The organism is Shewanella sp. T24-MNA-CIBAN-0130 (assembly GCF_040310185.1).
GTDB lineage: Bacteria > Pseudomonadota > Gammaproteobacteria > Enterobacterales > Shewanellaceae > Shewanella > Shewanella psychromarinicola.
Window position 1 is genome coordinate 1 of sequence record NZ_JBEOPP010000059.1, and the last position, 18,100, is coordinate 18,100.

17 protein-coding genes are annotated in these 18,100 nt (G+C 43.9%); 2 read left to right on the top strand and 15 right to left on the bottom strand.

What is annotated here, in order from left to right; all coding sequences use genetic code 11:
- Window positions 1-114: 114 nt before the first annotated feature.
- The 10 genes from AAEZ02_RS18195 to AAEZ02_RS18240 all read right to left on the bottom strand — a co-directional run bounded on the left by AAEZ02_RS18195 (window position 115) and on the right by AAEZ02_RS18240 (window position 10,196).
- A complete protein-coding gene (locus AAEZ02_RS18195; RefSeq protein WP_101033534.1) occupies window positions 115-321 on the bottom strand; it encodes a hypothetical protein in 207 nt (68 codons plus the stop codon).
- Window positions 322-329: 8 nt separating this feature from the next.
- Window positions 330-737: a VOC family protein gene (locus AAEZ02_RS18200; protein ID WP_101033532.1), complete on the bottom strand. Its 408-nt coding sequence runs from the start codon at window positions 735-737 to the stop codon at window positions 330-332.
- A 1,014-nt stretch (window positions 738-1,751) separates the two neighbouring features.
- Window positions 1,752-2,768, bottom strand: a complete 1,017-nt coding sequence (locus tag AAEZ02_RS18205) for a formate dehydrogenase subunit gamma (RefSeq protein ID WP_124012956.1) — start codon at window positions 2,766-2,768, stop codon at window positions 1,752-1,754.
- A gap of 48 nt (window positions 2,769-2,816) precedes the next feature.
- On the bottom strand, window positions 2,817-3,413 hold the full coding sequence (gene fdh3B / locus AAEZ02_RS18210; RefSeq protein ID WP_101033528.1) for a formate dehydrogenase FDH3 subunit beta: 597 nt from the start codon (window positions 3,411-3,413) through the stop codon (window positions 2,817-2,819).
- A 25-nt stretch (window positions 3,414-3,438) separates the two neighbouring features.
- Window positions 3,439-6,288 (bottom strand): formate dehydrogenase subunit alpha, encoded by a 2,850-nt coding sequence (locus AAEZ02_RS18215; RefSeq protein ID WP_124013016.1) that lies wholly within the window; start codon window positions 6,286-6,288, stop codon window positions 3,439-3,441.
- Between the two features lie 16 nt (window positions 6,289-6,304).
- Window positions 6,305-6,499, bottom strand: coding sequence for a formate dehydrogenase (locus AAEZ02_RS18220; RefSeq protein WP_101033523.1), 195 nt, complete (start codon window positions 6,497-6,499; stop codon window positions 6,305-6,307).
- 50 nt (window positions 6,500-6,549) lie between these two features.
- Window positions 6,550-7,215, bottom strand: coding sequence for a TorD/DmsD family molecular chaperone (locus AAEZ02_RS18225; RefSeq protein ID WP_101033521.1), 666 nt, complete (start codon window positions 7,213-7,215; stop codon window positions 6,550-6,552).
- A gap of 10 nt (window positions 7,216-7,225) precedes the next feature.
- Window positions 7,226-8,905, bottom strand: a complete 1,680-nt coding sequence (locus tag AAEZ02_RS18230) for a 4Fe-4S binding protein (RefSeq protein ID WP_124012955.1) — start codon at window positions 8,903-8,905, stop codon at window positions 7,226-7,228.
- Between the two features lie 167 nt (window positions 8,906-9,072).
- A complete protein-coding gene (locus tag AAEZ02_RS18235; RefSeq protein ID WP_124012954.1) occupies window positions 9,073-9,732 on the bottom strand; it encodes a DUF3306 domain-containing protein in 660 nt (219 codons plus the stop codon).
- Window positions 9,729-10,196: a DUF3305 domain-containing protein gene (locus AAEZ02_RS18240; RefSeq protein ID WP_101033515.1), complete on the bottom strand. Its 468-nt coding sequence runs from the start codon at window positions 10,194-10,196 to the stop codon at window positions 9,729-9,731. The genes AAEZ02_RS18235 and AAEZ02_RS18240 overlap by 4 nt, the downstream gene beginning before the upstream one ends.
- 343 nt (window positions 10,197-10,539) lie before the next feature.
- Here AAEZ02_RS18240 and AAEZ02_RS18245 point away from each other — a divergent pair, with 343 nt between their 5' ends.
- Complete coding sequence (locus tag AAEZ02_RS18245) at window positions 10,540-11,394, top strand: formate dehydrogenase accessory sulfurtransferase FdhD (protein WP_124012953.1); 855 nt, start codon at window positions 10,540-10,542, stop codon at window positions 11,392-11,394.
- On the opposite strand, the gene rlmF is transcribed toward AAEZ02_RS18245, so the two are convergent.
- Window positions 11,391-12,473 carry a 23S rRNA (adenine(1618)-N(6))-methyltransferase RlmF gene (gene rlmF / locus AAEZ02_RS18250; RefSeq protein WP_124012952.1) on the bottom strand — a complete coding sequence of 361 codons (1,083 nt, stop codon included), beginning with the start codon at window positions 12,471-12,473 and terminating at the stop codon, window positions 11,391-11,393. The two genes, AAEZ02_RS18245 and rlmF, sit on opposite strands and share 4 nt — an antisense overlap.
- Window positions 12,473-12,874: a flagellar basal body-associated protein FliL gene (locus tag AAEZ02_RS18255; RefSeq protein WP_124012951.1), complete on the bottom strand. Its 402-nt coding sequence runs from the start codon at window positions 12,872-12,874 to the stop codon at window positions 12,473-12,475. Before AAEZ02_RS18255 ends, rlmF begins: the two co-directional genes overlap by 1 nt.
- A 126-nt stretch (window positions 12,875-13,000) precedes the next feature.
- On the opposite strand from AAEZ02_RS18255, the gene AAEZ02_RS18260 reads away from it, so the two are divergent.
- Window positions 13,001-13,585, top strand: coding sequence for a chorismate--pyruvate lyase family protein (locus AAEZ02_RS18260; protein ID WP_124012950.1), 585 nt, complete (start codon window positions 13,001-13,003; stop codon window positions 13,583-13,585).
- Between the two features lie 84 nt (window positions 13,586-13,669).
- Here the strand turns inward: AAEZ02_RS18260 and AAEZ02_RS18265 are convergent, their stop codons facing one another.
- The 3 genes from AAEZ02_RS18265 to AAEZ02_RS18275 form a co-directional block, all read right to left on the bottom strand.
- Window positions 13,670-16,510: an immune inhibitor A domain-containing protein gene (locus AAEZ02_RS18265; protein WP_351088619.1), complete on the bottom strand. Its 2,841-nt coding sequence runs from the start codon at window positions 16,508-16,510 to the stop codon at window positions 13,670-13,672.
- Window positions 16,510-16,824, bottom strand: coding sequence for a hypothetical protein (locus AAEZ02_RS18270; RefSeq protein ID WP_124012948.1), 315 nt, complete (start codon window positions 16,822-16,824; stop codon window positions 16,510-16,512). The genes AAEZ02_RS18265 and AAEZ02_RS18270 overlap by 1 nt, the downstream gene beginning before the upstream one ends.
- Window positions 16,825-17,303: 479 nt before the next feature.
- Window positions 17,304-17,903, bottom strand: coding sequence for a YhgN family NAAT transporter (locus AAEZ02_RS18275; protein ID WP_101033501.1), 600 nt, complete (start codon window positions 17,901-17,903; stop codon window positions 17,304-17,306).
- Window positions 17,904-18,100: the final 197 nt, after the last annotated feature.

The following is an 18,100-nucleotide window of genomic DNA, read 5'->3' on the forward strand; positions in this document are numbered from 1 at the left end:
TTTCATAGTAAATCTCACTTCTAGTCTTGATTTATACTATAAGAATAGGCCAAAACTGACTCAGATACATAGGCATGATATTATAAGTAATAGTACAACGTGAGTTACAGCTTCTTAGTCATCGGTTTTTACTTTACTCTTTGTCGCTTTATCGCCCATAGCTTGCATTTCTTTTACTGCTTTTAGGCGACATACCGCCAGTTGCTCTAAACGCATCGTTTTAATGGCCGCAAGTGGATCATCAACCGGATTGCCTCGCTGCGACATAGCGTACTCAAAGCTATTATCAACGGGATTATCATCATTATTTTTAGTTGCCATCGTTGTACCTATGGAAGTTGTGTCAATTCAATAACATTTTTATCTGGATCGCGAATGAAAATAGATGTTTTACCATCACCAAAGGTAACGGGTCCTTCAGTAACGACTAATCCAATAGACTCTAGGTACTGTTTCGCGTTTACAGCAGAGTTAACTTCTAATGCATAATGCGTATAACCAGGATATTTGTTTTCAACATCCATTAGTACGTTCTTCTGATTATTATCATTGCTACCGCTATCCAAGAGATTTATTTCTACTCCACTGTCATGTTTCAGTACCACAACATGCTCTTTCGAGTCTTGCCTAGTTACCGAAAACCCCAGTTTTTCATAAAATCGGATCGCTCTATCAAACTCCATTACTCGAATACCAACATGATCAAGACTCATTATCTTCATGATTTTATTTCTCATTTTAGGGTCTAACGCCCTGCTAATAAGTGAACCAAGTGCTGGCGGGCGATTTGCTCAGCAAACGGCATAACAGCCTTAGTGAATATGAATTTAGCAGCGTGTTATATTTATTGTCGGCCAATGACTATTGGTGCTATAAATGCAAAAACTAGGATCAAACGCCCGCTAATTAAAAGAGGCCTGAGTAAATGACCTTTCCTCGATAGCTTTCATCCTTGAGCAAACTGTAATCTGCTTCTAGTATAAACACCATAAACTTATAAGAGTTACTGATGGGTTTATTTTTGATAAGTTGAAGGTTTCCCCGTTCAAGCCAAACTTCGGAGGGGCAGACTCCAAGAGATTTAAAACACGTTTAGCCGCCACCAAATACTATAAAGCCAAAGGAAACATCGAAAGACAGAGTAATGGCCAAATTGCGGTAATAAATTCACTCAAATGATCCCACCCTTAGAACCCTAACGTTCTAGTATTTATGCGTTGCGCTGTTTGCGATGCATACATTGTTTATTGGATTTGGCCGATGCCACAGCCACATTAATCGGTAACGCCTTACTTAGCGTAAGATGCTATAGAAATTTGCTTTTTTGTCGGTAGTTTTTGTACAAAAACTCGGCTAATCGTTTGTTCTGATGACATCTTTTAAGCTAGGCTTTGAGCTGTTTCATCACTTTCTATTGTCCTGTTACTGTACTGCATCATAATTTCCCTGCGTAATGATGTGTGCTGTCGTCTCAGCTAATTGTGTATTAACTAAGCACGCCTTTTCATAGGGCACACCACTCAATTTTACGCATTTAACCCAACAGCCTCAGAACAGCTTCACGCTCGACTATTTTTAATAGCGAGATTAATCCCATAAACGGCTACCGCCCAGTTTCACATTGCGGGCAACACCAAAATGCTATTGATCCGCCCTTAGAAAGAACCTAAACAAAAAAACACCTTGTTAGTTACCCAACAAGGTGTTTTATTTCGGCAATATACGAGTGTGTTAACACCAGTATGACTGCTTTACTCTTTGTATTTTAACGAACCATCTGCTTTGATTTCGTCGTACCACATATTGTGGTGCTGCGAAGCCCAGTTTTCGTCGCAATAGCCTGACACCATATTCTCCATACTACCTTCACTGAGTACGGTCGCCATCCAAATATGCACGATGGTAAACGCGATTAAAATTACTGCGCTTACGCCATGCACAAGGAGTGCGAGCATTGACAGCTCACGTGGTAAATCGAGCAGGGGAAATACTAAGATTATCCCTGTGGCACTGATGCTAAGACCGAAAATAGCTAAGGTCCAGAACCACATTTTTTCACCCGCATTGGCAAACCCACTGTCTGGGTGCTTGCCTTTAAATGGGCCAAAGTTAATGTAACCACCGACCAATAAAAACCATTTCAAGTCATACATTTTGAAGGTTTGTAGTGGCATCCACTTGATGATGCACAACAGCCAAGACACCATAAAAATGGGGCTAGACCAATCATGGGAAAACTTACTAAAGGCGATGACCCCCGCCCAAATGCCGTCACCGACATAAGGGGCTAAGACATGCCGCCCAAGCATAATGACCAATCCAGTTAGCATCATGATTAGGCAAGATATCGCCATCGTCCAATGTAACCAAAGATCACTTTTGCTCCAGCGAAGTACCATTTTACCCGAAAAGCCTTTACTCAGTGTTGATGGACCATTGACTAAGTAAAACACTAAAAAGGCCGCAAAAACCCCTATAAAGGCTAAACCAAGTGCGGGTTTTAGGTAAGTATTTCGTAATATCTTACCTTCATTACCCGCGACATTAATCAGCACATCAGCATCAAGACCTTTGTCTGTACTGTATCCTGGTTCGCCGGCTTTTACTGCGCGCCAGAGATCTGCATCACTGGTTTTAGACTTTGCTTGTTGCTGACTTGATTGTTCATCGGCGGCATACACCGGCGACATAACCAATCCCAATCCCATACACAGAACCAACAGAGCAAACATCCTGCGCAGTGATTTGTTTAACGTTAAAGTTAACATTGTCACTCCTTATATGACTGCGATAATTATCGCAGCCATTGCTCTGGGTTAGATCATTTCGCCTGTTTTAGGATTGTAGCCCCAAATCACATTTGGATTACCACGAGCGGCCATACGTTGACGGTAAATATCAGACACTATGCCTGCATCACCGGCCAACAACGCTTTGGTTGAACAAAGCTCAGCACACATGGGTAATTTGCCTTCTGCAATACGGTTAGAACCGTATTTTAAGCGCTCGGCTTCTGAATGATCTTCTTCTGGGCCACCCGCACAGAAAGTACACTTATCCATTTTGCCACGGCTACCAAATGCACTCTTTTGAGGGAACTGTGGTGCGCCAAATGGGCAAGCATAGAAGCAATAGCCACAACCGATACACGTATCTTTGTTATGCAGCACAATGCCGTCTTCGGTACGGTAGAAACAGTCGGCCGGACATACCGCCATACAAGGTGCATCGGTACAATGCATACATGCGACTGAGATTGACGCTTCTCCAGGAACGCCGTCGTTAAGTGTCACCACGCGGCGACGTTGAATACCCCACTCTAAAGCAGAGTCGTTTTCGTTTTTACATGCTGTGACGCAACCGTTACACTCGATGCAGCGTTTGGTGTCACACAGAAATTTCATGACTGCCATGATGGCTTATCTCCTCATCAAGTGTTTAGGCTTTGCTTATCTGACACAAGCTAGCTTTGGTCTCTTGCATTTGCGTGACGACGTCATAACCATAAGTCATGACGGTATTGGCAGCTTCGCCAATCACGTAAGGCACAGTACCCTCTGGGTAGTTTTCGGCTAAACTCTTGCCTTCAAACACACCCGCGAAGTGGTATGGCATAAAACATTCACCCGCAATAACACGCGGTGTCACCATTGCCTTAACGGTAATTTTGGCACCTTCTGGACTGTGGACAAACACATCATCGCCATCACGTAAACCGCGATCTGCAGCATCTGCTGGGTTGATCTCGATAAACATTTCTTGCTGTAGTTCAGCAAGCCATGGGTTACAACGGGTTTCTTCACCACCACCTTCGAACTCAACCAAACGTCCGGTTGTTACTGCAAGAGGGAAGTCTTTAGCAAAGTCTTTCTCTTGAATAGACTTATAAAGTGTTGGTAGACGAGCCACCATACGATCTTCATAAGTTGGATACTTAGCCACTAAGTCACGACGAGGGGTATATAACGGCTCGCGATGAATCGGGATATCATCCGGGAAGTTCCAAACAACACAACGCGCTTTAGCGTTACCGTAAGGCATACAACCATGCTTGATTGCCACGCGCTGAATACCACCAGAAATATCAGTCTTCCAGTTTTTACCTTCAGCATGAACTTTTTCTTCAGCAGTTAGGTCATCCCACCAGCCAAGCTGTTTAAGCATGTCTGCAGTAAACTCTGGGTAACCATCTTCGATTTCACTACCTTTTGAGAAAGAACCTTCAGCAAGAATGTTAGTACCATTATGCTCAACACCATAACGAGCACGGAAGTTACCGCCACCGAATTTAACTTCGCGGTCAGTGCGATACAAGATTTGCGAACCTGGATGTTTCATTTCTGGGGTGCCCCAACATGGCCAAGGTAAACCATAAGTTTCGCCTTTAGCTGGGCCGCCAGGTGCTTCAAGTGAGTTAATGTCGAAAGTGCCCCAGTTTTCTTGGTGCATTTTCAAACGTTCAGGACTTTGGCCAGTGTAACCAATGGTCCACATACCTCTGTTGAACTCACGTGTCATATCTTCAATCAACGGCTCATCGCCATTCACTTTAATATGCTTACAGAATTCAGCATCAATGCCCCACTTCTTCGCCAGCTTGTACATGATCACATGGTCAGGCTTAGACTCGAATAATGGTTCAATGACTTGGCTACGCCACTGTAGTGAACGGTTTGAAGCAGATACTGAACCGTAAGTTTCAAACTGAGTTGACGCAGGTAATAAATACACGCCATCTTGGCGTTCGTGCATAACACCGGCCATTGTTGGGAAAGGATCCACAACAACGACTGTGTCCATTTTATTCAATGCTTCACGCACTTCACGGCCACGGGTTTCGGTGTTAACAGATTGACCCCAGAAGAATGCCATACGAATGTTATCTTTCTGTGCAATCTTAGATTTATCTTCCAGTACACCATCATGCCAACGAGAACATGGGATACCTGTAGACGTCATCGGATCTTGCTCTAAATGCTGCTCTTGGTCGAAACGGTTTTTAACCCAATCAAAGTCTAAGTCCCAAACGTTACACCAATGGCCCCATGAGCCGGAGGTTAAGCCGTAGTAACCTGGTAACGTATCGAACAATAGACCAAAGTCAGTTGCACCTTGAACGTTATCGTGACCACGGAAAATGTTAGTACCGCCACCAGAAACACCCATATTACCTAGCGCTAACTGAAGGATACAGTATGCACGAGTGTTAGCATTACCAATGTGATGTTGAGTACCACCCATACACCAAACCACTGTACCTGGCTTAGTTTCTGCAAGCAGTTTCGCTACACGATACATTTGCTTTTCAGGTACGCCAGCAACATGTTCAACTTCTTGTGGGTTCCACTTCTTCACTTCCTCACGGATACGTTCCATACCGTATACACGTTGGTCGATGAACGTTTGATCTTCCCAGCCATTTTCAAAAATATGCCACAATAATCCGTAAATGTAAGGAATATCCGTACCAGGACGAATATGCACGAACTCGTCAGACTTAGCTGCAGTTCGGGTAAAACGAGGGTCGACAACGATAATTTTCGCGCCGCGCTCTTTACCTTCAAGGATGTGTTGCATAGCAACTGGATGAGCTTCACAAGGATTCGAACCGATGAACATCATCGCTTTCGAGTTACGAATATCATTAAATGAGTTCGTTTGCGCACCGTAACCCCAAGTGTTTGCAACACCGGCTACCGTGGTAGAGTGACAAATACGTGCAGAGTGGTCGACGTTGTTCGTGCCCCACATTGCCGCTAATTTGCGGTACATATAAGCTTGTTCATTTGAGAACTTAGCACTACCCATAAAGTAAACTGAATCAGGACCAGACTCTTGACGGATATCAAGGGCTCGTTGACCAACTTCTTCAATCGCTTGTTCCCAAGAAAGTTTTTTCCACTTTCCTCCTTCAAGTTTCATTGGATATTTAAGACGTTTTTCACCATGACCATGCTCGCGCAATGCCGCGCCTTTGGCACAATGTCCACCAGCGTTAAATGGATGATCGAACGCAGGCTCTTGCCCTGTCCACACGCCATTTTGAACTTCGGCATAAACACCACAACCAACCGAGCAATGTGAACAAATAGTCCGTATTACTTCTGTTGGTGCATCATGGGGTACATCTTTCGCTTCAGCTTTACGCATCATTCCAGCGCCAAGCATTGAAGCCGCAGCAATTCCACCCGTTGCCAAACTGGCAGACTTGAGGAATTGACGTCGGTTGAGACCTAGGCCTAACTTTTCAGCTTTGGCGGCCGTGTCTGTTTTGCGGGTTAATCGCATCACACACTCTCCTTTGTTATTTTCTTAACGAAGCATAGTAGTTAAGGATATGCTCAGTTTCGCGATAGTTACTGCTCGTAGGCTCTGCAGACGGTTTAGTGACTTGCGCAAGTGCGGGTGCACTGACACTGGCCACAGCACCTGCCGCACTGCCGAGCGCTAATGCTTTTAGCATTTGACGACGACCCATGTCGGAAGCTTGCTTCTTCATATTGTCTCCTTGTTGATAAAAAGATGAGGCAGAATATGCCATCACCCGGTTTAATTAATTTGTACAACTTCTTGTTCAAGCGGATCTAAATCAGCACTACCTGGACAATTCACCGGAATATCTAAACTTAGCTGTTCAAATTCATTGGCTTCAGCGGTGAAAAATGCTTGAGCTAATTGTGCTACGCTTTGGTAAAAAATAGCACTTGGTGTTTTGGCTAAATTGTCACAAAAATGCATAATCCAACTGCCAATATGGCGTTGATAAAACGCTAATTGGCGGTAACCTGGCGCCTCTAAAATTAGGCAGCCCATGACTTCACATAACGCGGCGACATGGTCTTCTGGCTCTTTGACGTTATCTTCACGTTCAAAACCCAGTTGCATTAGGTCATTACGCAATGCCGCTAAGGGTTTATCCATTAACGACCCGGTCATAAACCAACTGCCATAAGGCATAATCTCGCCACTGCCAACGCCTAAGAAAATGGCAAAATATTCATCTTCTAATGTGTTGGTGTCACTGTTTGATGCCGCGAGTTTTAACGCATGCCATGCTTGGCTCATGGTATTGCCTTCTTCGGCTTCTACCTCTAAATCAGCTAAAAACTGCAATAATTCAGCACTTGGTTGGCGGCGTAATAACGCAGCCAGTAGCTGATATATATCGGCTCTTAACTGATCATTCTCACTTACTTTTCTTCCTGTTTCTGTCATAGCAGATCTCTTATTGCAATTGCTTTTCTGGATCGTCAAGGATGTCTTCAAACATGTCTTTTACACGGCAATCGCCACACATTTTCAAACGCTCAATATTAGCGCTAAATGCGCTATGTTCACCCACCATCTCAATTACTTTATGTATCATTGATTGAGTCGCAAATTCGCTACCGCATCGGATACATTCAAATGGGGGTTCTTGCTTTAACATTTGAACTTGTTGTCTTGCAGACTGATTGAAGTTGATTTGTGGCACTAAGCTAATCACGTTTTCGGGACAGGCGGCTTCGCATAACCCACATTGGACGCAATCTTGCTCGACAAACTTAAGTGCCGGTGAATCGCCACCATCCTTTAACGCTTGTGTTGGACACGTGGCCACACACGACATGCATAATGTGCACTTGTCGCTGTTTATGCTCACCATACCGTATGGAATATTCGCCATGGCTAACACATCATCAACACCTGCGGCTTGGCCATTAAGGTGGTCAATAGCTTGAAACACGATACTGCGTTTCACATTGGTATTAGGTTCGATAGCGTTTAAGGTCATCGGCATTATCACTGGCCAAGCTAAACTAACCGCTAGCACATCATCTAATTGGCTTAGCTCTGACGGGGTAATTAACCGGATCCGTTGTGGCTGGCCCATTTGATCGAGAATACGATTCGCTAATGCTGACTCACCTTTAAGCATTTGCAGTAATGTTGGTGCTGTTGTCGGCGTTTGTAAGATTAAAATTTCCCGTGCGCCATTAGCTAATGCTGCCAACCAATGGTCAATACTCGCCACGGTGATTTCTTCCATTGCGACAGGTAAAACGTCACCACTGAGCTGTTCCGTAATCCATTCGGCACCCGCTTCATTGTCATGAAATAAAATAACCGGTGCAGTTTGTGCTTCTTGGCGATAACGACTGACTAGCTTTTCAAGGTAAGTATGCAGTGATGCTGGGGTGGGTAAATCGTAACTTAACGCCCCTGTTGGGCATGCATTGGTACAACTGCCTGCGCCATGACAAAGATAAGGATCAATTTCAATTTTATGCGCTACGCTACTAATGGCATCGGCAGGACAAAAGTTTAAACAACGGTTACAACCGTTTAAGCCGTGTTTGTCATGGGCACAAATATCACTGTTAACCCGAACATAGCGCGGTTTATCAAACTCACCGATTAAGTCTGGAATGTTGGCAATTGCATCAGCAAGTAACGCGGAGTCTTGGCCAACATAAAAGTAACCCGGTGGAAGCATTTCAAGGCTGATGCAGGGACTGTGGCTTAAATCGAGCACGATATCAAAATGCGCTTGACGAATGGCGACCACACTTAACTCTGTGATACCGCTTTCACCTTCCACTTTAACCTGAAACTGTCCTAGAAAACCTTTAACGCTTGCCAATTTATTGTAATAACTTTCGACATCAGTGGCCGCATTCATTACTGCTTCAAGGTGGGTTTCGTCTTGGCTAGTGATCGCTTCATTGGCCAAAATAACCCGGCTTGCCATAGTGGACAATTTGTCCGCCGCTAAACGCGCCAGATCTTCAGGCCCAATAACGAGCACATGCCCCTTGGTGGTATAGCTGACAGTAGGCGGAATTAAATTTTGCAAAATCTGCGTATTCGCCATTACCTGTTGTCGTGCTTGTTTCAGCTGTGGCTGGTTTTTTCTAATACTCATTGCGTTCCCAATTCTCGGTTTTTATACCTCATTAACAGTGGTAGCTCAGTTCACTGTTGACGCTTATTGCTGGTCATTAATTGACTATCATTAATTAACTCTAACTCGTGCTAAATCGTTAAATAACGGCTTTTATCTGTGTCACATTTATTTAGTGACTGTCGGTATTACGCTTTCGCCTCATCGCTGGCGGCAGCTTGCTTTATCAGGTCATCATCGTGACAAAGCGGTTGTTCTTGTGACGATAACGCTGCAATCTGTGGTGCATTTTCATCGGCTAAAACAATTTGCTCCTCTTCAGTTATCGAGTCGGTTTGTTCAGCCAGTGCTGTTTCCGCTAAGTCAGTTTGTGCTAAATCGGTTTGTGCTAAGTCAGCATCTAATTCTGGCTCAGGCTGTTCTTTTTCAATGACATAACGAAATACTTTATTGGCCAACTCGGCTGAGACATCCGCAGAGAGTAACGGTTGATTTGTATAATCCAGCGCATATTCAAGTAGCCCATCGATATGACCGTATTGCGGTTGTTTCCATAACGCTCGCAGCGCTGCGGCTTTAGTCGTTGGGTCAACACTTTTGGCCATAAAACGCGCAAAACTGCCGCCAACTTCAATAGTACTCGGGTCAGGTAACGGCTCAGACTCTGTCACCTCATCGGGCTCATGGTCTATTGTGCTAACGTCTTGCAGCGTTTCCGCTGGTAGCGTGTCTGTGTCATCAGCATGATCTAGCGTGTGCTGCAGCAGCGCTTCTTGTTCAGCCTCTTCAGCGACCCGCTGACGCCTAAGCTCCCAACGGTTAATTAATCCTTCAGCCTTATCATTCATTGCATTTTCCCTGAGTGATTAGCGCTGGGTCCTTCATTTTTACGACGGTTAACATGCTTACGTCTATGGGCACTGATCTCGACCTCGCCGTGACGAGTGATAAATGCTTCTATCCAACAAGCTATTGCACCAGGCATTGGGATATTGAGCACCGGAGTATCTGATTCAAGACAGCCAGCGCTGACATATTGGTCAGCTGAAATCATCGCAGGAACCCATGTGCCATCAATCAGTTCGTCGCATACGATAAAAAGTGTTGAATTATCCATATCAAGATTGATGCGATAACTACCACGTTCATCTTTGTGTAATGCCAATTTAACCAAAACACCATTGTCAGGCTGTTCTAGCGTGGCAGGAATCATTTGGTCAAGCTCCCAACGGACTGATGTCCAACGCCCTACTTGGGTTTGCACTTTTTTGAGTGAAACATACATTGGCCAAATCGTGTCGGTGTGTTGCATGGAATGCTTACCTCTGACATGAATATGTGTATTGAAATACACTAGATTGATTTCTTTATTATTAAAGTAGCAGCAAAAATGATGCCAACTAGAAAGTAAAAATAACTTTGAACTAGATCCCGAAATTATTAGTAATAATAGGACAATATGTCCACTATGCAATTTTAGGTGGGACATAAATACACGCCAATAACATTGAATTTGTCAAGATTTGCGCCAGATCACGCTTAGGTAAGTTGTTTTAAGTTAAGGGAATAATAATTGCTATGCTTATTAGGTGATGAAGCAGGCAAACACGGCCTACTCCCATTAATGAAACACCCACTTAGAGGCTAACTCGCTTATGATTCAATCTGTTTCAGCCACATCTTTGCAGCGCAACGCGATAAAATTTGTTAAAACCAAGACTCAGGTACCGCTGACCATTGCAGTCAAAGCCGTAAACGAGCTAGGTCAAGTCGTCGATAAATTTGTCGCCTGTGAACGCCCATTAACTGTGTACTTAAATTGGCGTCCCATTGTGACCTTAATGACATTGGGTGCAAAACCAGAGTCCCTAACGCTTGGATACTTAAAAAACCAAGGGTTTATTAGTGAGTTAAGTTTACTTGAATCGGTTATTGTTGATTGGGATGTCAGCTCAGCTGCGGTGATCACCCAAGAGGTCTCTGAGGATATTGAGCAGAAGTTAGCCGAAAAAACCGTCACATCCGGTTGTGGCCAAGGCACGGTTTATGGGGGGTTTTTAGAAGGTTTAGATAAGATATCATTGCCGACACCGGCATTAAAGCAATCGACTATTTATGCCTTACTCGGCAACATTAATGCCTATAATGAAACCTACAAAAATGCCGGCGCCGTCCACGGCTGCGGAATATGCAAAGACGAGAAAATTTTAGCCTTTGTTGAAGATGTTGGCCGCCACAATGCCGTCGATACTCTCGCCGGAGATATGTGGTTAGATCAACAATCGGGACATGATAAAATTTTTTACACCACAGGTAGACTGACATCTGAAATGGTCATTAAAGTTGCCAAGATGGGCATACCGGTACTACTGTCGCGCAGTGGCGTGACCCAAATGGGCTTAGACTTAGCCCAGCAAATGGGTATTACCCTAATTGCTCGCGCCAAAGGGCGGCACTTTTTGGTGTATCACGGCAGTGAAACGATAACATTTGATGCAGCGAAGGATTAAGGACGCAATGCGACCCATTGTTGACGTAATGCAGGGCTTAAAAAGCTCCACGCTAATATGCGGGTCGCTTTATTACCTTGTGTCATCTCGATGGTTTTCACCTCAACGGCGTTCACTTGTTTGAGTAATTGATAACAAGGTTTGAGGTTTTCTGACTTTGAGACTAATGAGGTAAACCATAGCACTTGGTTAGCATAATCTCGGCTTTGTTTGATCATATTAGCTAAAAATTGTTGCTCACCGCCCTCACACCATAGCTCTGCTTTTTGACCACCAAAATTAAGCGTAGGCTTAGCTTGGCTTGCCGCTAACTTACGCGATTTTTGCCCCTGGTTTTGTTGCTTATTTTTGGCTAAATTATTAACTTTACGTAATGATCCCTCAGATGCTTCAGCGAGTGAACGATGAAACGGCGGGTTACACAAAGTGACATCAAACTGTTCATCGGTAGCAATCAGACCGTTAAAGATATGCTCGGGTTGATGCTGTAATCTTAACTGCAAATGCGTGGCAATCTTTGAATTTTGTTGTGCAATCTTGGCGACATTAGCGATAGAGACAGGATCAATATCCGACGCCACAAATTGCCAACCATAGGTTTGGATCCCAAGTAACGGATAGATACCATTTGCACCGGTGCCGATATCCAATCCGCGAATACGCGCCCCTTTAACCACCTTGCCTTTGACCGCTAATAAATCAGCAATGTAATGTAAATAGTCCACTCGACCAGGCACCGGTGGGCACAAATATCCGTCAGGAATATTCCAGCCATTAATGTGATACTCGCTCAGCAGCAATGCCGCATTGAGGCTTTTTACCGCTTTAGGGTCGGCAAAATCGATAGAATCATTACCATAAGGGTTTGGACGTACAAAAGAGGCTAGCGCTGGCATAGCGCTTATTAATGCGGCAAAGTCGTAACCCTGTTGATGGGCATTACGCGGATGCAATGCTTTTGATAAGACAGGCTTGCTGAACTTTACCGAGGCGCGGTTAATGTTGGCAGTCGACCGGCTTGGCGGACGCTTAGCGGTATCATGTTTGGCTCGCACTGGCGGTGTCGTTGAACGGGTCATTAATCGTATAAATACTTAGTGAATAATAAATTAACCACAATAGAGCGACCGACTTCTTGCTCCATTAGGCTATTGACCGTCTCATAGCATTCACGGCGAATGTCTTCTCTTCCAGATAAGGATTTAACCTTTTCTTCGGACTGATTACCTAAAATTTCAACAATGGCCGAACGTAGCAAAGGATCGTGATGCTCTAAGCTCATTAAATCGTTTGGATCTTTTACCATCAATTCAACACTGATTTTAACAAAACCTAACTTTTTTCGATTCGAAATATAGTTAGTCACAATGTCCGGCTCAAAGCCGTAATAAGCATAATCTTCGAGGGCTTGCTCATCTGCTGCATGGACATTAAATGCAAAACAACACAGCATAACTAACGTTGAAACCAATTTTTTCATAGTGAAACAAACTCCGTCAATGTGGAACGTTAATTAAATAAGCCATATTGGCCACTCCCTTAGAGTGTTTGCTCATCTTTGACATGATAGACTAATGCCGTTGAGATATATTGTAACGAGTTTTAGATGAATGTGACCAGTATTAGCTTTCCTTATGGTGAATCAATTCATTGGTTTTCGCCACAAAAAATCGATTCATTGCCCGATAGCCAGCTTAAAGAATGGTTATTAGCAACGGGGAGTTTGACCCTGCGCCTTAAGACACACTGTAATCATTTTGAAGTAAAAGTGTTAGGCGAGCATTTACTTGAGCCTCTAGCAGATGAGTTCCCGGCTCAGACTGACCCTGTTTGGGTCCGTGAGGTATTATTGTGTCTTGACGGTATCCCATGGGTATTTGCCCGAACACTGATCCCACAAACCATTTTAAGCACTCAGCGCAATGACAATCAATACAATGATTTTACTCGCCTTGGCACTCGGTCTTTGGGTGAATTATTGTTTACTAGCCCAGACATTACGCCAGGCAATATTGAAGTCGCCCAGTTTAAAACCTGTGGCCGTTTAGCAGCCTTAGCCACCAGCTTAAATCAACACGTTAACAGCAGCTTATGGGGCCGTAGACGCTACTTTAATTTACATGACTCACAACTTATTGTTAGCGAAATATTTCTGCCTGCGGCGGTCGATTATATTAATCAAAGCGCTTAGTGTGCTCGTTAACCCTATCTCATAATCTAATGTTATTAATTTAAAACAAAAAACGCCCTTATGGGCGTTTTTGTATTGTTAGGATTAAACCCGCTTACGCCAGTATCCTAACAAGCTCAGCATCAACACACTTAACCAACCCAAACTACCACCACCGCTATCACTGTCTGTTGTAACTGGCGTAGCAACAGTCTCTATTGACGCTAATACGTTTACGGCTTGGTTGACCGTAACAACATTACCAACAGAGTCTGTGGCCACTAACGTAATGGTATAAGTACCTGCTGCTGTATAAGTATGGCTTGGGTTTTGCGCCGTACTAGTACTGTTATCGCCAAAATCCCATAGATAAGTCAAATGACCAAAACCTTGGCTAGACGTGTTAGTCAACATCACAGTAAATTCAGTTTGAGATAAAGAAAATGCCGCTATAGGCTGAATAACCACGCGTACTGTTTCTGTTGCCGTCACAGTATTACCCGCACCATCTTTGACAATAACACTGACAATATAGTCGCCCGATACAGAGTATGTGTAACTTGGCGCAGTATCGGTACTGGTGGCACTATTTATCCCAAACGACCATAGGTAAGTGTAATCACTGCCGCCACTGACCACCGCATTAAAGCTCACATCAGCACCAATGGCTTGCGCATTAATGTCGGCCGTAAGCGTAACGGGTGGCAATACGCTGCTATCAGACAAGGCAAACTCAATGGTTGCTGTACTGCTGTCGTTGGCTTGCTCGGTGATTTGTATGGTAAAGCCTAACTCAGGCAAAATAATACCTGACTGAGGTTTTAACGGCGCACTGTAGTCACGATTGTCATCAAATAGTGATTCTGCCGCTAAGTGGTTGTCACCGCTATAACTACTTTGGGCAAATAAGCTAAATGTTGCATCGCGAATTTGCACATCGGTAGGCTGACTGCCAATCAGGTTTTGGTCTGCATCTACCACACCAATTAGCCCTTTTCCGGGATGCGATGACACATTGTTATCGGTTTGATTAAAGTTTTCTAACCACAACAATATACCCGCTTCATAGTTGTCATAAACCAGCCCAGCGTCTACACCTTGGTGGCTGCGTAATTGCACAATGTAACGTCTTGCTTTACCAGGAAGGTTATCTTCAATGCGGCTAAAACCAGATAAGGTTGCCACGGCGTTAGTTTCGGCTCCATCGCGATAAAATGCCGTGTCTTGGTTGGTTAATTGAATATCATCAATCGCCATACCATAATCGCCAACGGCTTCATCGGTTTTGTACACCACACTGATTTGCACATCACGACCGGCATATGCGCTCAAATCAAAATTTAGGTCCACCCAAGAATCGCTTCCATACGCGGTACTGATGTCGCTCGACTTACCGCTAATCGAATGTTTTACCGTAGGATAAACTGAATTTGTATTGTTCGTGTGGTTACCTTCTATGGCAACGCTATCAACCAATACCTGCACATAATCATAATCATCTTCAATATCCCAATGGGCTTGAAAAGATAAGGATAACGGCGTCGCTAATGGTAATGTCACATCAAATGACATGGCATTATTGATCAGGTTGCCTTGACCTGAATAATATTGATATTGACCGGTTAATGGCGCTTTAAACGTAATGTCCTCCGCAGGGAGCGCGATTGATAGCTGGTTTACCGCATCAGTATTAACAGCATGATTAAGCTTCACAGCGGTACCGCTGCTGGTTAAATCGGCCAGTGATATATATTGTTCATTAACCCATTTACCCTTGTATTTTTGCTGTAAGAAGGATTTTGCATACGGACTCAAACCACTGGGTTGAGCACCCGCAATGCTACCCGTCCAGCTACCGCCAGACATCAACGACCAAGAACCTACGGGTGAACCGTCGCCGCTATTAGTGGTGTCATACTCATCCGGCAAGCCTAAATCATGACCAAACTCGTGAGTACATACTCCTGCAGCAGAATCGATAGGCTGCACGGTATAACCAAACACCTTAAGACCGCCACGGCCAGGAATGATATAACCATTGGTATTCGAATCGACATAAAAACGGTGCGACCAAATGGCATCAGTACCTAACACTCCGCCACCCGCTTCTTCACCAATGCTAGAATGAAATAGCATCACGTGATCAATAATACCATCTGCTTCATCATAATTACCGTCGCCATCTATATCAAAAGGGTCTTCAATATCGTATTGGGCTAATTCAAGGTCAGTCATGTTTTGCACGGCTTTGGTCACCGCTTCTTTGACGAGCTCAGGTACTGCCTTGTCATTTTCATCAACATCATTACCACCGTAATAAGCGGCATTGTTGTCTGCGGTTACCCAGTCTTGCACTTGGCCGGTAAAATAAAAGCTATTACCCGACACGGCCTGAAAATACTGATAAGCCGATTGCAGAGTTTGATTACTTGGGCCTACAAAACCGCTTTCTGAAAATAATAGTTGCTGATAATGGGATGCTGGAAAGCTGCTGTAATACATGTCGGTATCACCAGCCTCAAGTTGGTTAGCATCGTGTGGTAAGTCTGGAAAGTCCACCAATACAGCTAAAACCTTTACTGTTTTGGTGATATCTTGATCGGCTAAGACTTTGTTATTGGCCGCGGCATATTGAGCACTATTAGTGTTTTTTTGCGCTGAGCGTTTAATGCGCAGTTGCTCAGCTTTGACTTCAATAGTGGCAGGTTTAAACCTTGTATGACGACCTCGACTCACAAAGGCATCAACAGCGGCTTGTTTAACGGCCTCACTGGCGTCGGCGCTCACTTCACCACGTTTAATCAACCAATACAGCACTTGTTGTTCATTAATTAACCCGCCATCAGCAGGTGTACCCGTTTGCGGAGCCGCAAGTACTGCCATGCTAGTGCATGCAAGCAATAACGTTGAAATGGCTAACCCTTGATATTTAGTCAACTTACTCATTACGACTTACCTGTATTGGGTGTTGGTTTATGGCATTTTTCAAATGCTTTTTGGCGTTTAGTGATGTAATCAGCAACAATTTTATCTATTTGTGCTTGATCCATATCGGCGGTGATTAGCCCTTGGGCCCGCAAATTTTCAGTTAATTTAGTGCGATCACGTAAAGGTGGCATCCCGCTAGGGCCACAATCTTTAACTAACGGTTTGACTACCACAACAGTGGCCGCTTGTTCGTCTGCCGATGCTGCCGACTGATTTTGACACCCTTGCAAGGTCATAAAAACCAGTCCCAACGTGACGATAATGTATTTCATAATTCACCCCAAACAATAATGACATAACATTAACAGCTGCAACTGCTGGGTTACAATTAAGTTAGACATTCTTTAATGTAAATGTATCCGTTCGATTAAAAATTAATAAAAAAGGCTATTAAGCTAGCTTCAGCAAACAAAAAGCCGACTCTGTCGAGTCGGCTTTTTACCTTCACGGGGAATAAGTGCTGAGGCAAATTGATAAAAGCGGCTTACTTTTTATCCATTTCAGAGCACACTTGCCATTTTTTTGCTAACGAGGCGTATTAACGCGTCAATAGGGGCCTATTGTAACTCGATACTCGTTCGATCACGGCACAAAGGGTTGTTTGATAGCCGCTGATTATCCAGCGTTGAGGTGACCTATCAATAGTCAGTCTATTACAAGAGACATCAACGCAGTGAGCGAGAAAAAACGGCTGCTTGATAATCGTTTAGTATCCCTAGAGTTAACTCAGTGTTATATCTCTCGGTAAGAATTAACTTAAGCCACTGTGGGTAATGTATTTTGATATCCCATCAAGTAACATTTGTACTGATATCATCACCAATACCATTCCCATTAACCGCTCTACCGCTATTAAACCTTTCTCACCAAGTATGCGAGTAAACAACTTATAAAACATTAAGATAAACGCACTCATGCCCCAGGCAGAAACTAACGCAATCGTCCAATCCGTCATACGGCTGTTGTCAGTGTGCGCCAGTAATATCAATGCCGCTAAAATAGACGGACCCGCTATCAAAGGGATCGCCATCGGGACAATAAAAGGCTCTTCACCTGCTGCCATTCCGGCAACGCCACCCGGCGAGGGGAAGATCATTTTGATCGCGATTAGGAACAGGATAATGCCACCGGCAATACTGACGGACTCAGTACGTAAGTCCAGAAAATTAAGGATGGCTTCACCGGTATACAAAAATGACAACATAATGACCAGCGCAAACAACAGTTCACGGATTAATACTTTACGGCGCTTTTTGGGATCAAGATGGCGCAATATGGAAGCAAATACAGGTAAATTACCCAGCGGGTCTATAATCAAGAACAGCATGACGGCTGCAGAAAAAACATCCATGGACGACAATCTTTTAATTAACGAAATATGGGCTACATTGTATACTCAACGCAGTAACATAAGCGATGCAGATAGCCAATTTATTGATGACTTTAGGGCTATAGCCGCTAATAATTGTAAACAATTTCACATGATAAATAACCAGCCAACAGTTACCAACACAATGATCTTATGAACTTTTTTCTACTTTATCTTCA

Bases quoted from the DNA above. Each gene is read 5' to 3' on its own strand.
- AAEZ02_RS18195 (WP_101033534.1), bottom strand. From the start codon at position 321: ATGGCAACTAAAAATAATGATGATAATCCCGTTGATAATAGCTTTGAG.
- AAEZ02_RS18200 (WP_101033532.1), bottom strand. From the start codon at position 737: ATGAGAAATAAAATCATGAAGATAATGAGTCTTGATCATGTTGGTATT.
- AAEZ02_RS18205 (WP_124012956.1), bottom strand. From the start codon at position 2,768: ATGTTAACTTTAACGTTAAACAAATCACTGCGCAGGATGTTTGCTCTG.
- fdh3B (WP_101033528.1), bottom strand. From the start codon at position 3,413: ATGGCAGTCATGAAATTTCTGTGTGACACCAAACGCTGCATCGAGTGT.
- AAEZ02_RS18215 (WP_124013016.1), bottom strand. From the start codon at position 6,288: ATGCGATTAACCCGCAAAACAGACACGGCCGCCAAAGCTGAAAAGTTA.
- AAEZ02_RS18220 (WP_101033523.1), bottom strand. From the start codon at position 6,499: ATGAAGAAGCAAGCTTCCGACATGGGTCGTCGTCAAATGCTAAAAGCA.
- AAEZ02_RS18225 (WP_101033521.1), bottom strand. From the start codon at position 7,215: ATGACAGAAACAGGAAGAAAAGTAAGTGAGAATGATCAGTTAAGAGCC.
- AAEZ02_RS18230 (WP_124012955.1), bottom strand. From the start codon at position 8,905: ATGAGTATTAGAAAAAACCAGCCACAGCTGAAACAAGCACGACAACAG.
- AAEZ02_RS18235 (WP_124012954.1), bottom strand. From the start codon at position 9,732: ATGAATGATAAGGCTGAAGGATTAATTAACCGTTGGGAGCTTAGGCGT.
- AAEZ02_RS18240 (WP_101033515.1), bottom strand. From the start codon at position 10,196: ATGCAACACACCGACACGATTTGGCCAATGTATGTTTCACTCAAAAAA.
- AAEZ02_RS18245 (WP_124012953.1), top strand. From the start codon at position 10,540: ATGATTCAATCTGTTTCAGCCACATCTTTGCAGCGCAACGCGATAAAA.
- rlmF (WP_124012952.1), bottom strand. From the start codon at position 12,473: ATGACCCGTTCAACGACACCGCCAGTGCGAGCCAAACATGATACCGCT.
- AAEZ02_RS18255 (WP_124012951.1), bottom strand. From the start codon at position 12,874: ATGAAAAAATTGGTTTCAACGTTAGTTATGCTGTGTTGTTTTGCATTT.
- AAEZ02_RS18260 (WP_124012950.1), top strand. From the start codon at position 13,001: ATGAATGTGACCAGTATTAGCTTTCCTTATGGTGAATCAATTCATTGG.
- AAEZ02_RS18265 (WP_351088619.1), bottom strand. From the start codon at position 16,510: ATGAGTAAGTTGACTAAATATCAAGGGTTAGCCATTTCAACGTTATTG.
- AAEZ02_RS18270 (WP_124012948.1), bottom strand. From the start codon at position 16,824: ATGAAATACATTATCGTCACGTTGGGACTGGTTTTTATGACCTTGCAA.
- AAEZ02_RS18275 (WP_101033501.1), bottom strand. From the start codon at position 17,903: ATGGATGTTTTTTCTGCAGCCGTCATGCTGTTCTTGATTATAGACCCG.